The sequence below is a fragment of the Neptuniibacter sp. CAU 1671 genome (assembly GCF_029222905.1).
Classification (GTDB): Bacteria; Pseudomonadota; Gammaproteobacteria; order Pseudomonadales; family Balneatricaceae; genus Neptuniibacter.
The window spans coordinates 295,762-309,980 of the sequence record NZ_JARHUE010000004.1 but is presented as its reverse complement, the minus strand read 5'-3'; the positions used below and the strand labels follow the sequence as shown (position 1 = coordinate 309,980).

The 14,219-nt window shown below is 52.8% G+C and carries 13 protein-coding genes; 10 read left to right on the top strand and 3 right to left on the bottom strand.

The window, feature by feature from the left end:
* The first annotated feature begins 49 nt into the window (after nucleotides 1–49).
* Genes mreC through P2G53_RS09220 form a run of 6 tightly spaced genes read left to right on the top strand, consistent with a single transcriptional unit; the run spans nucleotide 50 to nucleotide 8,156 of the window.
* Nucleotides 50–910, top strand: a complete 861-nt coding sequence (gene mreC, locus P2G53_RS09245) for a rod shape-determining protein MreC (protein ID WP_275816596.1) — start codon at nucleotides 50–52, stop codon at nucleotides 908–910.
* Nucleotides 910–1,407, top strand: coding sequence for a rod shape-determining protein MreD (gene mreD / locus P2G53_RS09240; protein ID WP_275816468.1), 498 nt, complete (start codon nucleotides 910–912; stop codon nucleotides 1,405–1,407). The genes mreC and mreD overlap by 1 nt, the downstream gene beginning before the upstream one ends.
* On the top strand, nucleotides 1,407–1,997 hold the full coding sequence (locus P2G53_RS09235; protein ID WP_275816466.1) for a Maf family protein: 591 nt from the start codon (nucleotides 1,407–1,409) through the stop codon (nucleotides 1,995–1,997). The genes mreD and P2G53_RS09235 overlap by 1 nt, the downstream gene beginning before the upstream one ends.
* A gap of 17 nt (nucleotides 1,998–2,014) precedes the next feature.
* Nucleotides 2,015–3,487 carry a ribonuclease G gene (gene rng, locus P2G53_RS09230; RefSeq protein WP_275816464.1) on the top strand — a complete coding sequence of 491 codons (1,473 nt, stop codon included), beginning with the start codon at nucleotides 2,015–2,017 and terminating at the stop codon, nucleotides 3,485–3,487.
* A gap of 7 nt (nucleotides 3,488–3,494) precedes the next feature.
* The gene (locus P2G53_RS09225; RefSeq protein WP_275816462.1) at nucleotides 3,495–7,322 is read left to right on the top strand and encodes a YhdP family protein; all 3,828 of its coding nucleotides are present in this window, start codon (nucleotides 3,495–3,497) and stop codon (nucleotides 7,320–7,322) included.
* Between the two features lie 3 nt (nucleotides 7,323–7,325).
* Nucleotides 7,326–8,156 (top strand): carbon-nitrogen hydrolase family protein, encoded by an 831-nt coding sequence (locus tag P2G53_RS09220; RefSeq protein WP_275816460.1) that lies wholly within the window; start codon nucleotides 7,326–7,328, stop codon nucleotides 8,154–8,156.
* 217 nt (nucleotides 8,157–8,373) lie between these two features.
* Here P2G53_RS09220 and P2G53_RS09215 read toward each other — a convergent pair whose 3' ends face one another.
* On the bottom strand, nucleotides 8,374–9,276 hold the full coding sequence (locus P2G53_RS09215; protein ID WP_275816458.1) for a LysR family transcriptional regulator: 903 nt from the start codon (nucleotides 9,274–9,276) through the stop codon (nucleotides 8,374–8,376).
* 127 nt (nucleotides 9,277–9,403) lie between these two features.
* On the opposite strand from P2G53_RS09215, the gene P2G53_RS09210 reads away from it, so the two are divergent.
* From P2G53_RS09210 to P2G53_RS09200, 3 genes are read left to right on the top strand one after another with little or no spacing between them, the layout of a single operon-like run.
* Nucleotides 9,404–9,952, top strand: a complete 549-nt coding sequence (locus tag P2G53_RS09210; RefSeq protein ID WP_275816456.1) for a peroxidase-related enzyme — start codon at nucleotides 9,404–9,406, stop codon at nucleotides 9,950–9,952.
* A 54-nt stretch (nucleotides 9,953–10,006) separates the two neighbouring features.
* Complete coding sequence (locus P2G53_RS09205) at nucleotides 10,007–10,471, top strand: nuclear transport factor 2 family protein (protein WP_275816454.1); 465 nt, start codon at nucleotides 10,007–10,009, stop codon at nucleotides 10,469–10,471.
* A gap of 55 nt (nucleotides 10,472–10,526) precedes the next feature.
* Complete coding sequence (locus P2G53_RS09200; protein WP_275816452.1) at nucleotides 10,527–11,033, top strand: exonuclease domain-containing protein; 507 nt, start codon at nucleotides 10,527–10,529, stop codon at nucleotides 11,031–11,033.
* Between the two features lie 49 nt (nucleotides 11,034–11,082).
* Here P2G53_RS09200 and P2G53_RS09195 read toward each other — a convergent pair whose 3' ends face one another.
* Both P2G53_RS09195 and P2G53_RS09190 read right to left on the bottom strand, forming a co-directional pair.
* A complete protein-coding gene (locus tag P2G53_RS09195) occupies nucleotides 11,083–11,484 on the bottom strand; it encodes a hypothetical protein (RefSeq protein WP_275816450.1) in 402 nt (133 codons plus the stop codon).
* A gap of 149 nt (nucleotides 11,485–11,633) precedes the next feature.
* Complete coding sequence (locus tag P2G53_RS09190; protein WP_275816448.1) at nucleotides 11,634–13,019, bottom strand: SLC13 family permease; 1,386 nt, start codon at nucleotides 13,017–13,019, stop codon at nucleotides 11,634–11,636.
* Between the two features lie 94 nt (nucleotides 13,020–13,113).
* On the opposite strand from P2G53_RS09190, the gene P2G53_RS09185 reads away from it, so the two are divergent.
* Nucleotides 13,114–13,917 carry a helix-turn-helix transcriptional regulator gene (locus P2G53_RS09185; RefSeq protein ID WP_275816446.1) on the top strand — a complete coding sequence of 268 codons (804 nt, stop codon included), beginning with the start codon at nucleotides 13,114–13,116 and terminating at the stop codon, nucleotides 13,915–13,917.
* Nucleotides 13,918–14,219 lie beyond the last annotated feature (302 nt).

Sequence of the window (14,219 nt, the reverse complement as noted above, 5' to 3'; positions counted from 1 at the left end):
TTGCCCCCTGATCAACCACCTGCTCCGCGTCCGGCGGGGGAGGTGATCTATTAAATCGCTGTTTCGTGGCAGTTCTCAGAGTCGACGCTTCGTTATTCTGTTTTTGCTCGCCCTGATTTTAATATCCGCCAACCTGCTCTCGTCACGGGTGCAGGAAGGTCGTGCTTTTATCTCCCTTCTACTGACTCCCCTGCAATGGTTTGTTGATGTACCCAGCCGTGTGGCCGGTGAGGTCTCTGATCTGGTGGTCGACCGGCGTTTGCTGATCAAAGAAAACGCCATGCTGAAGACTGAAAATCTGGAACTGGCCCATCAGGTACAGCAGATCGATAGTCTGGTGCAGGAAAACAGCCAACTGCGGCAGTTACTGCAGGGGCGTAAGCGGGTTCTGCACGATGTGGAACTGGTGGAGCTGATTGGTGTGAATCCGGATCCGTTCCAGCATCAGGTGATCATCAACCGCGGCAGTGAAAATGGCGTCTTTATCGGCCAGTCGGTTTTGGATGCCGGTGGTGTCATGGGGCAGGTGACAGAGATGTCGCATTATACCAGTCGTGTTCTGCTGATTACCGATGCCCGCCACGCACTGCCGGTGGAGGTAAACCGCAATGGTTTCCGCTCGATTGCGCTGGGCAAGGGGCAGGTGGATGAGCTCGAGCTGGAGCATGTGCCGGATACTGCAGATATCCAGGTGGGCGATTTGATCGTCACCTCTGGCTTGGGTGGTCGTTTCCCGCGGGGTTATCCGGTCGCAAAAGTCAGTGAAGTGATGCGTGATCCGGGCCGGCCTTTTGCCCGGGTTCGGATCAAACCTACAGCGCTGCTGGATAAAAGCCGTCATCTGTTGCTGGTAAAAATGCCGCAGCAGGTGCTGCAACTGAACGCTGAAGTTGCCGAGGCGCGCCCGTGATGAACCCGGCTGCCACCTCGCCTGGCAGTGGTGGTTTCATCATTATGGCGACTTTCCTGGTTGGTCTGATGCTCAGCCAGATCCCGCTGCCCTATGTGATTGAGTGGGGACGGCCGGAATGGGTGGCGCTGATCCTGATCTACTGGGTTATGGCGTTGCCACACCGCATTGGCATGGGCTCGGCTTTTTTTCTGGGCCTATTACTGGATGTCATCAAAGGCAGTGTGCTCGGTCTGAATGCGCTGTCTCTCACCATCATCGCATTTGTGACTCTGGTGTTGCATCGGCGTTTGCGGATGTATCCGCGGATTCAACAGTCGATGATGATCATGGTGCTGATAGGCATCAATCAGTTGCTCTTTCACTGGATGCAGGCGTTTACCGGATATACCGGTGACAGCCTTATGTTCCTGTTGCCCTGCTTGGCCAGCGGCATTATCTGGCCCTGGTTGTTCGTGGTATTACGGGGTATCAGACGTTTCTTCAGGATACGCTAATGGGTCGGTCAGAGAGTGCTCAGTTGGTGCTGGCGTCGGCTTCCCCGCGTCGAAAGGAGCTGCTACAGCAGATCGGTGTGCCCTTTACGGTTGCACCCGTTGATCTGGATGAAACTCCGTTGCCTGAAGAGTCCGCCGCAGCCTATGTCGAACGGCTTGCGCTGGCAAAAGCCAGGGCGTGTTTCGCTCAGCTGCAAGAGAAAAAAAAGGTCCTCGGATCGGATACCACTGTACACATGGACGGTAAAATTCTGGGCAAACCGGAAACAGAAGCAGAGTCTGTTGAGATGTTGATGCAGCTTTCCGGGCAATGGCATCAGGTTTTGACGGCGATTGCGTTGGTGGATGGCGAACAAAGCCAAACCTGTGTGGTCACAACAGACGTTGAGTTTGTAACACTCACCCCGGAACAATGCCGCGCTTACTGGCAGACGGGTGAGCCAAGAGATAAAGCCGGCAGTTATGGGATTCAGGGTCTGGGTGCAGTGTTTGTCAGACAGATCAGGGGCAGTTATTCTGCAGTAGTGGGGTTGCCGCTGGCAGAAACGGCAGCTTTGCTTGATAACGCAGGCATTCAGATCTGGCAGTAGTCAGTATAGGAAAGACGATGGGAGAGGAGATTCTGATCAACTTTACCCCGATGGAAACTCGGGTGGCGTTGATTGAGAACGGTATGCCGCAGGAAGTCTATGTCGAAAGGGTGAATCGACGCGGCATTGTTGGAAATATCTATCAGGGCAAAGTTGTTCGGGTGTTGCCAGGCATGCAGGCGGCATTTGTCGACATTGGTCTGGAGCGGGCTGCATTTATTCATGTCGAGGAAGTGTTGCCACCAGGCGCGACCCACGAAGACAAAAGTAATGCATCTATTGCTCAGGTCCTCAGAGAGGGGCAGTCACTGCTGGTGCAGGTGACCAAAGACCCGATCGGTACCAAAGGCGCTCGCCTGACGACCCATCTGTCACTACCTTCCCGCTATCTGGTATGCATGCCGGGTACCCATCACATTGGTATTTCCCAACGGATTGAAGATTCTGCTGAACGGGAGCGTCTGCGGGCGTTGATGCAGCAGATTATTGAGGCCGGTAATGGTGATATGCCTGAAATGGGTTATATCCTGCGTACCGTGACAGAAGGCGCCAGTGAAAACGAGCTGCAGTCCGATATTCAGTTTTTACATCGTCTGTGGCGCTCCATTCAGAAAAAAATCAGCAATGCCTCTGCCCCCAGCATGATCTATGAAGATCTGCCACTGCATATGCGCGCGTTGCGGGATATGGCCCACGGCGGGCTTGAGCGTATCCGCATTGACTCACGCGAGACCTTCGTCAAGGCAGAAGAGTTTGCCAATGCGCTGGTACCTGAGATTACTGAGGTACTGGAATACTACCCGGGTGAACGGCCGATCTTTGACCTGTTTAATGTTGAAGAAGAGATTCAGAAAGCCCTGGGCCGCAAAATTGATCTGAAATCCGGCGGGTATCTGATCTTCGATCAGACCGAAGCGATGACCACGGTGGATGTGAACACGGGGGCCTTTGTGGGTCATCGGAATCTGGAAGAGACCATCTTCAAGACCAATCTTGAGGCTGCTACAGCGATTGGTCGTCAGCTCAGACTGCGTAATCTGGGTGGCATTATCATTATCGATTTTATTGATATGGAAGATGAGGATCATCAGCGTCAGGTCCTGCGCACACTGGAGCGCATGCTGGAGAAGGATCACGCCAAGTGCAAGGTCACGGGTGTGTCTGAACTGGGCCTGGTGGAGATGACCCGCAAGCGCACCCGCGAGAGCCTTGAGCAGGTGCTGTGTGATGTCTGTAATGAGTGTCAGGGACGGGGATCGATTAAAACCCCGGAGACTGTCTGTTACGAAATCTTCCGCGAAATTTTGCGTCAGCACCGGGCCTATGACACAGAAACCTATCTGGTGTTGGCGGCGCAAAATGTCGTGGATTATCTGCTGGATGATGCTTCCAGTCATGTCGCCGAGCTGGAAAGTTTTATTGGTAAAACCATTCGCTTCCAGGCTGAGCCGCTTTACAGCATTGAAAGCTTTGATGTTGTATTGAGGTGAGCACCCCATGTCGGGCGCTTTAAACCGAATATTTTGGGGCCTGTATTGGCTGCTGGTGCTGACACTGTCGGTTTCGGCGCTGTTGCTGCTGACATTTCGCCTGCTGTGGCCGCAATTGAATGGCCATCAGGCGGCACTGGTCGACCTGTTGAGCCAGCGGTTAAACTCTCAGGTTGCTCTGGTGTCTATGGATGCCCAGTGGCAGGAGGGTTATCCCTCTTTACACCTGCAGGGCCTCAAATTGCAGGGCATTGCTGGTCAGCCTGAACTGGCGTTGTCGCTCAATCAGGCGTATCTGGCGCTGGATTTGACCGCGAGTCTGCGTCAGCTAAGGCCGGTGTTTAATCGTCTGGAACTGGACGGCCTGCATCTTAAATTGACCCAGCCTGAGCAGACATCCCAGACCCTGACGCATCCACCAAAAGATTTACCCGCCCAGATACTGACACTGCTACTGTCTCAGCAGGCGATCAGTCTGCGCAACACACGTTTGCAATATGAAACCCTGAAAGGTGAGCTGCTCGAACTGTCACCGCTGCAGCTGAGTTTGCAACATGATGGCCGGTTGCATCAGCTGCAACTGGATGCTCAGCTTGCTTCTGATCAAAATCCTACCCGTCTGCATTTAAGTGCTGAAGTGGAGGGGAATCCGGCCAAGTCACCGATCCGCTTGCATCTGGTTGTGGATGATCTGAACCAGACCGTGCTGAATCCATGGCTGGGATTGGCAGATATACAGCTCGACAGCCTGCAGGCCTCATTACAGCTTTGGGGACAGGTACAGGCCGGGCGTATCGAATATCTGATAGGCAGTACGCAGCTGAGTGAGCTGCATCATGCAGCGTTTCAGTTAAATCAACTGCAGTTAAAGACCGCACTGTTACGTCGTAATACCGGTTATCAACTGCAGATACTCGATGCCTCAGTCGGAGAGAGCCATCATCTTGAGTTGCCCTTTATCGGTCTGAATGTCGTTATTCGGGGGCAACAGATCTTGCCGGAACAACTGTTGCTGGATCGTATGCTGCTGGCTGAACTTCAGGCGTGGCTAAATGAACACCGGCTTTTGCCGGAGCAACTGGGCGAGATTCTGACCACCTTGGCGCCGACTGGAGAGGTCAGTAATTTAAGGGTGAAATGGCCCCAGCCGGATGACTGGCTGGCATTTGAAGCTGAAGCTGATCTACAGTCTGTGAGCATTCAGGCCTGGCACGATGTGCCCGCGCTGAAAGGGATCAACGGTCTTTTGCGGGTCAACCGTTCTGGCGGTGAAATTCACCTTAACAGTGATGACTTTGAGCTGTTTTTCCCAACCCTTTACCGTGCTCCCTGGCACTATGACAAAGCGAACGGCGTTATCAGCTGGCACCTGCGAGATGATGATGTGGTGGTGGCATCGCAGCTGCTGCATCTGTCTGATCAATATGTTTCGGCGGCAGGTCGATTCAGTATCAGTTTGCCTTACAGCCGGGATGAACAGCCGAGTCTGACCCTGATGATCGGCATGGAAAACAGTGATGGGGCGCAGGCTCAGCATTACATTCCACCGCATGCTGTGGGTGATAATCTGTATGTCTGGCTGGTCAAAGCCCTACAGGGAGGGCAGGTTGAGCGAGCGGGTCTGGTGCTGAACGGTGATACGCGAAGCCGTCTGGAGGACTTTCAGCCCCCCAGCCTGCTGATGTTCTACGATACCAAGGCCGTTGAATTTGCCTATCAGCCGGACTGGCCACCGGTCAAAGATACGGATGCCTTTGTGTTTTATCGCAATGGCGACCTGTTGGTCGAGGCCTTGGGTGGCTCCATTTATGACACCCGGATCGGGTATGTAAATGCGTTTATGCCGAGTCATAGTCCTGAGCTTTATATCAAGGGTAATCTGACAGGTGATCTGTCGGACCTGAGTCGCCTGCTGGCTGAAACGCCCCTGAAAGAAACCGTGGGGGATGGCTTTTCCAGCTGGCAGATGGGTGGTGCAACAAACACCCTGCTGCAACTGGCGATTCCGGTCACCTCTGCCGGGAAGTTAGGCGTGCGGGTGAATGGTGAACTGAATCAGGGGCTCTTTCTGTCGCCCGAACTTGGGCTTAATTTCAGTAACCTGGCTGGATCTGTGCAGTACGACAGCCGCTTAGGTTTGAGTAGCCGTGGAATTACGGGCCAGTTGTTTGGTAAACCGGTCAAAAGCACCATCACCACTGAAGCGGGAGGTTCCACCCGGATTAATCTCGATGGCTCTGTGGCAATTGATGTGATTCGGAAATGGCTCAATCTGGATATTTTGCAGATTGCATCAGGCACGGCGCAATACAAGGCTGGACTTGAACTGTGTCCTAAGCAGGCATGCCGACAGCTAAGCTTGACCTCTGATTTGAAAGGCGTTGCCATCAAAGCGCCAGAGGGCTTAGGCAAAAGCAAAGAAAACGTCTCCGCATTTGATCTGGTGACCGAGGTGGGTGGTGCTTCGGACAAACCCCGTTTGTTGCGCTTCAATCTTGGTCAGCAGCTGAGTGCGGTGGTTCAGACTCAATTCGGGGTGATCAGAAAGGCGCGCTTCACCCTCGGCGATGCATCCCCCAAACTGCCCGATTTTGATGGTATCTGGGTGGATGGTTACCTGCCACGTGTTGAATTTGCGCAATTGAATGCATTTCTGACCGACAGTGCTTTGCTTGCCTCAACCGACAAACAGCCCAAAGGTGCCGTGTTGCAGGAGGTGAAGGTCAGCACCGCCGAGTTTGATTTGGGCGGCCTGACTCTGGATAACCTGTCCGCTCGGGTCATACCTGACAATCTTGGCTGGATGATTAATGGGGAAGCTGACCAGTTGTCCGGCCGTTTGTTATTGCCGACAGATACTGAACAACCCATGCAGTTAAAGCTGGACCGTCTGGTCTGGAAAAAGGCCGATAAAACCGAAGCGCAGGCTGAGGTTGAAAAGGACCCTCTGCCGGGGATGAATCCGGGCGATCTGCCAAAAATGGATATCGACATTGCTGCCCTGTTTCTGGACGAGAAACCACTGGGGAACTGGTCGTTACAGCTCAGGCCACAGCCTAACCACCTGAATGTCGAACAGATCAGAGGTGATATGTTTGGCACCCAGGTAACAGGGGAGTTGGACTGGCAGCAGAACGGTAAAAAGCTCACCGAACTGTCACTGAATCTGAAAAGTGAAGACTTTGGCAAAGCCCTGAAAGCCTGGGGCTACGCAAAAGCGCTTGAAACGGAAAAACTCAAAGGTTATGCCCAGCTTAGTTGGCCCGGAGCGCCGTGGGATTTTGAACTGGCAGAGCTGAATGGGCAGGTTGATTTTAATGCCCGTAATGGGCGCCTGCTGGATGTGGGTAACAGCGGTAATCTGCTGCGGGTATTTGGCATTCTCAACCTGCAATCCCTCACGCGACGCCTGAGGCTGGATTTTACTGACCTTTTCAAAAGCGGCGTCGCGTTTGATGCGATGGATGCAAGTTATCAGATTGAACGTGGTATTGCCCGTACCCGTACGCCCTTTGTCATGAAAGGACCGTCCGCCAATATGGCGCTCACCGGTCAGCTGGATCTGGTACAGGAAACCGTTGATAAAGATATAGAGGTTGCCCTGCCAGTCACAGGCAATATTCCGTTGGTGAGCGTGTTGCTGGGGGCGCCGCAGGTGGCCGGTGCAGTTTTCCTGCTGGATAAGCTGATTGGTGATCCGCTGGAGAAATTTACAACGGTGCGTTATCACCTCAATGGCAGTTGGACAAACCCTGAAGCGGATTTCAGTTCTTTGCCAGATGCAAATAAGGCTCAGGATAAACCGGGTCCGGTACTGCCTGAGTCCGGAGGTTAACGGATGCGTATTGCTGCAGTGCAGATGGTTTCGACGGCGGACCTTAAAGCTAACCTCAGACAGGCAGAAACGATGCTGGAACAGGCCACCGCTCAGGGGGCTGAGCTGGTTCTGTTACCGGAAAACTTTGCCCTGCTTGAATCTTCAGCCATGCTGGCGTTGGCGCACTCCGAACAACAGCAGCAGGAGGTTTATGCTGAATTGTCAGCCTGGGCCCGTCGTTATGGTATCTACCTGATTGCCGGTAGTTTTCCGGTGGCGCAACGGCCTGATGGCAGTATGGTAGAGCACAGGGTCAGGGCACGTTGTCTGGTGTTTGATCCGCAGGGTACGCTGCTATCCAGTTACGACAAGATCCATCTCTTCGATGTGGATGTGGCTGATGCTCATGGGCGTTATCGTGAATCCGATCTGATCGAAGCCGGTGATCAGCTGGTGGTTGTTAACCTTCCAGAGTGTACGCTGGGTCTGAGCATCTGCTACGACCTGCGTTTCCCGGAAATGTATCAGCGTCTGCGAGCGATGGGAGCAGATCTCTTGCTCATGCCTGCCGCTTTCACCTACACCACCGGGCAGGCCCACTGGGAATGCCTCAACAGAGCCAGGGCTGTTGAAAACCAGTGTTATCTGCTGGCGGCTAATCAGGGTGGGCAGCATAATCCGTCCCGCAGAACCTGGGGCCACTCCATGATTGTCGATCCCTGGGGCCGGTTGCTGGCAGAGAAATCCGAAGACGGCCCCGGTGTGGTTGTGGCAGAACTACAGCCCGATCTGATCAGCCGTTGCCGGGCTGAAATGCCGGTGCTGGCTCACCGTGAAAAAGCCGGCTTCTAAAGTGTTTGGCGATTCCTCCCGGGTTTCATAATTCTATTTCGAGCACAGCGCCGGGCCGGGTGTCAGGTCGCTTCTCAACGTAAAACAAAACCGTAAAGGTACAGATAATCGCCTCATTGTTCCGATCAGCGCAGCATGATGTGCAGTACCCGTTAGTCCGGTTACCAGGTTTGAGTAGTGTGGCCTGATGCTGTTCGGATAAAAGCCGGATTCATAGTTAATGATCTATAAATGGATTGGCTCTCAGTCGTTCTACCGCCAGATCAATGAATGAGCGAATTTTTGCGTTAGCTTTCTGTCCGCCCAGATAAACAATGTTGACGGGCAGAGGGTCCATTTCAAAATCCTTTAAAATCCGTTGCAGGACTCCGGCTTTAAGTTCCTCGCCCACCTGATAGGACATCAGACGGGTGATGCCAAATCCATGAGATGCGGCACAGATGGCTGCACCATTCTGGCAACAATTCATGCGTGGTGTCACTTTCACACTGACTTTGCCCTTGGGTGACGAAAATCTCCAGCTGGTCGAGGGTTCAACGGTCGTGGCCTGAATGATTCTGTGGTCAGTCAGTTCGGATGGGTGCTCGGGTGTCCCATATTCTTTTAGATACTCCGGAGAAGCGCACACAATCCTTTGCACGTGACCTACACGGGTGGCATACAGGCTTGAATCCTTTAAAGGGCCGATGCGGATGGCGATATCCATACCCTCATCAATAAGATTGCTAATGCGATCGAAAAAAAGGGCATTGGCTGTGACCGCAGGGTTGGCCTGCAGGTATTCCGTGAGAATGGGCGTGATATGCATCTGTCCGAACAAAACAGGCGCTGTAATGGTTAATTCCCCTTTCGGTTGAATGTAACTCCCGTTTGCCATGGCTTCTGCCTGCTCCAGATCTTCCAGAATCCGTTTGGCGTCATCAAAGAAACGCGCTCCCGTGTCTGTCAGTCGGATATGACGGGTTGTTCTGTTGAACAGCTGTACCCCGAGTACTTTTTCAAGCCTCGCAATCGCACGGGTTACAGCTGGTGCCGATAGGTCAAGCTTGCGGCTGGCGGCAACAAAGCTATTAGCCTCAGCGACTTCAACAAAAATTCGCATCGCATCAAATTTATCCATACAAGGGGCGCCTGCTCGTTAGATAATTTCAAAATATGTAATAGATAGTTAATTTTATAACCAATTATTCCTCTAATTGGTAATTGTAGTATGAAGGCTCCCAACTTAGATATCACAGGAGCTAATCATGTCTCGTATTCCAACTCCAGCCACTATTGATGCTGCACCAGACGCCGCTAAAAATTCACTCGAAGCGGTAAAGAGCCTTCTGGGCAGTGTTCCCAACCTATTCCGCATCATTGCCAACAGCCCTCAAACCCTTGAGGGCTATCTGGGTCTGAATGGAGCATTAAGCCAGGGCTCGTTGAGCGCTCAGACCCGGGAGCGAATTGCGCTGGCCGTGGCAGAGATCAATGGCTGCGACTACTGCCTGGCGGCCCACAATTATCTCGCTACCAATCTGGCTAAGCTGAGTGTCAGTGAAATCAGAGCAAACCGGCTTGGCACTTCCGGAGACAGTAAGGCCGCCGTTGCAGTGAGATTTGCCGTCAATATTGTCAATAACCGGGGCAAGGTTGCAGACACCGACCTTCAGGATGTGCGTGACGCAGGTTACAGCGATGCAGAAATTGTAGAAATCCTGGGACACGTTGCGCTGAATACGTTCACCAACTATGTCAATGAAGTGCTCGGCACTGAAATTGATTTTCCAGCCGCTGCAAAAGTCGCAGCCTGATCTTGTGCGGGTGGCGATTTGCCATCCGCCAATTTATCTATTGAGGTGAGTAGTATGTCACGCCCCCTGTTACCGCCATTTACTGATAGCACGGCCATGGAAAAAATTCGTCTTGCAGAAGATGCCTGGAATAGCCGAAATCCAGAGACCGTCTCTCTGGCTTATACCCCCGATTGTGAATGGAGAAATCGAGCAGAATTTGTGCGTGGTCGAGATGAGATAAAACAACTGCTTACGCGAAAATGGACCCGCGAACAGGATTACCGGCTCATTAAAGAGCTATGGGCCTGCAGTGGCGAGCGGATTGCGGTGCGTTTTGCATATGAGTTCCATGATGATTCCGGACAGTGGTTTCGCGCCTACGGCAACGAAAACTGGGAATTTGACCGCAACGGACTTATGCGTCGACGTATTGCCAGTATTAATGAACACCCTATCGCAGCCAGTGAACGTAAATTTTATTGGCCGTTGGGCCGACGTCCGGATAACCATCCGGGTCTGAGTGAACTCTGTCTGTAGCCGCTGTTTGGTGAGCATAACCAGCCGGTCAAACAGCAACCAGGGATAAACAGCCATGCAGCGGGACATATGGGTGATTGATATTGAAGCGAGCGGCTTAAGCCCGGCAAGTTATCCGATTGAGGTCGCTATTGTTAATGGTGACCAGGAATATCAGGCACTGATTATACCTGCGCATAGCTGGACTTACTGGAGTCTAAAGGCGGCAGCGTTGCATGGCATTTCACGTCATGATCTTGAAAACAGTGGCAAACCCGCACGCCGGGTTGCCAGAGAACTGAATCGAATATTGGAGGGGAAAACGGTCTATTCAGATCACAGTGACTGGGACGGATTTTGGTTGCAGAAACTGTTTGAGCATGCCGGGATCGAACAGACATTTGTGCTTATGGATATCACAACGCGGCTGGAGGGTTTCCAGCAGGATAAGTTTTTTGATGCGCTGCAAACACTCACGCAGTCTGCATCTCACCGTGCTCATCGTGCACTGGATGATGCACGCGTGATTCACCGGGCCATTGCACTCGCTGAAGTTAATGGAGGTGTGATCGATACGGTTTAACAGACCGTGCAAACAAAACGATCACTGACGATCAGTTTTGCTCAGAGGTTCAAAATGAGACCTTAAACGTAAAGGTTATTTCCTCGTCGCCATGGGTTTCTAACAGGGTCTGGATATCACCCTGGCGATACTCCGTCTCAAGTTTTATCCCGTCTTTTTGCAGATACACCACAGAGTCGTTGGTGATATGCGTCCGGGTATACTGCTTCAGTGACTGTTCCAGCCGCTTCCGTCCCTGCAGGCTTTTTTGCATCGGATCGAGTCCGCTGTTCTGAGTTGTGTCGGTGTCAAGATCCGTGCTTGTTGAGAGTGAGGGCAGGTTGTAGGGATTGTCCTGAGCGAACAGGGGTGTGGGGAAAAACAGTAGCAGGCAAAGCGACAGATAGAACAGCCACTCTATTTGATGGTCACCTGCTGGATGGTAGTGAGGTAATACGGCATATCTGTCCATATCCTTAGACCCCCGGCTATTGTTATTGTTGCTTTACACAGCTGTACATCTGCCGGTGTGTATTTAAAGCCTAGAACATGATTGTCCTTTCGAAGGTGAAAAAAATTCCCAACGCTGCGCAATTGATGATCCGATTTTCACATGACTGATTAAATCCAGCCGAGCAGTTGCCACCAGAGATAATCCAGCGGCAATAAGATCAGCAGTGTCAGCAGGGCCAGGATCAGGCAAAGCCGCACGGCATGTTTCAGCGGCACCCCAGCCAGCGGCATGGCCAGCATGATAGGCACTGACTGATAGGTGAAGACTACCGTCGAAAAGCCGAATACCTGGGTCATCAAAACGGCGTTCAGACTAAACCCGGTCATCTGACTGATCTGCTCCGCTAAGGGGGTCAGCGTGGCCGGTACGCCGGCCAATGTGGTCAGTACACCAATGGCTGTAGCGCTGATGGAGAGTGAGTAAAAATTCAGCAGGTCGTTACCCGGTTCCAGCGGCAACCAGTTGAGCACCTTTTCACCGGCCAGCAGACTGATACCGCTGTGATTGATCAGACTGGCAATACCAAGCAGGCCCGCCACCACCAGAATCGAGCTGATATTCACCTTTTCATTGAAGCTTTTGGCTGAGACCATGCCGATGCCCGGCAATAGCAGCAGGGTTGCTGCCGCCAGCCCAATCCAGGCGGCCGAAATATGGTGCAGTGTATCAGTCATCCAGAATGCCAGTGTGATCAGCATGATCGCCAACAGCCTTATCTCAAGGGGTTTAAACTGGCCGTTGCGGTTCTGCTGCTCTGTGCGTGTGGGGGTGTCCGGATACAGCTTCACAATAATGGCAATCAGTAACAGTGATTTCAGAAACCCCAAAACCGGAAAATGTAATAACAGGTATTCACCAAATCTTGGCGTCCAGCCATAAATGTTTTCGGCCGAGCCGATCATGATCATATTCGGGATATTAGCGGGCAGAATGGCGAAGGTAGGCAGATGGCAGCCGAAGGCCGCCGCCAGCAGGGCGCCGGTCTGCCCATTGCTGCCTTTCTCGAAACCACAGCTGGTGGCAATCGCCAGGGCGATGGGGATAAACAGCATCACCCGGCCCACCGAAGATGGCATGACAAAACCCAGCATCACACCCATAAACACGATGCCGCTGATCAGCCGCAGATAACTGCCGTCGAGATGGGGCGTGAACTTGTCTGAAATACGCTGTGCCAGCCCGGTTTCAGTGATGGCGATACCTAACACCATGCCGGAAAAAATCAGCCAGCAGGCAGTGGATGTCAGGCCAGAAAAAACCACGTCGGCCGGTGCAACAGCCAGCAACATCGCCAGTACCAGTACCACCAGTGCACTGACAAACTCAGGCAGTGCGCCGGTTGCAAACAACACCATACCCGCCATGATCAGCAGGGCAGACCTCAACTGCAGATCGGTCAGAACCTCTGTAGCAGGGCTTAATAACAGGGCCGCTGACAATAGAGGAATCAGTATCAGTGCAGTCAGTCTGGAGGGTGAAAGTGGTAAGGTCATAGCCAGCTCTCCGCGTGTCGAGATGGCTATTGTGACAGCAAAGCGTTATGTTTAAAGTCGATAATATGACATTTAATATCGAGTTAAAGACATCATGTCAGCACCGCAGCTCACACCACGTAAACGCTTCAGATCCAAACTGGGCATGCGCGTTGATCCAGCCCTGCCTATTCTGGGTTTGCGAGACGTAATCCTGACTGATTTTGAATTTGATTTTCACAGTCACCCCCGGGGGCAGCTCGCGTATGCCGCATCCGGGGTTATTAAAGTCTTTACGGATTTTGGTAGCTGGGTGGTGCCGCCTTCGCAGGCGGTCTGGATTCCCGGTGGCATGCGGCACTCGGTGAATCCTGAAGTGACATCAGAGATCAGGCATCTGTTTATTGACCCCAGCTGCCTCGACCGCTTTCCCTCAGAGTGCAGTGTCGTTGAAGTTTCACCGCTGTTACGCGAGTTGATCAGTCGGGTAGCCGATTTTGGTGAGCAGTATTCAGCCGACAGTCCGGCCAGTCGGGTGTGTGCGGTTATTCTGGATGAACTGCAGGCGTTAAAGCCCTCTTTGCTGCATCTTCCCGGGGCAACTGACCGACGTTTGCAACGCATTATGCAGGGCATGCTTGCAGAGCCGGTTGCAGAACGGGGTTTGCATTATTGGGCGGAGAAGGTGGGGGCCAGTGAACGGACACTAAGCCGCTTGTTTCTGCGTGAAACGGGTATGACTTTTTTGCAGTGGCGGCGGCAGTTGCTGCTGCATGAAGCGATTAACCGCCTGGGTAGAGGTGATTCCGTCACGCAGATTGCACTGGATCTGGGTTATCGGAGTCCCAGTGCATTTGTGGCCATGTTTCGCAAGGCGCTTGGTCGGTCACCGGGGCAGTATTTTAAAGAGATGAGTTAGTCTGCTGGGCTGATAGGGGGACTGTTGCCTTTTTTCTCTCGCCCTGCGGGTGTTTTAAAGCATCCGCTTTCGCGGAGTTAAGAGAGAGCGGCTGCGCCCTCTCTTAACAATCTCTCCGCAGCCCCGCTGCTGGGTTGGCTACGCCAACTACCCTGGGCGTTTCAGTTGCCAGTGCGGGCAAAAAACTCGGCCTTTGGCCTCAAACAGTTTTGCCCTTATTTAACTGGCATCTTCCAATACCCAAAGGGTACAGGTGCTCGGCTGCGCAGAAGGGGGAAGGGGTCCGTGCTATCGACGATTCT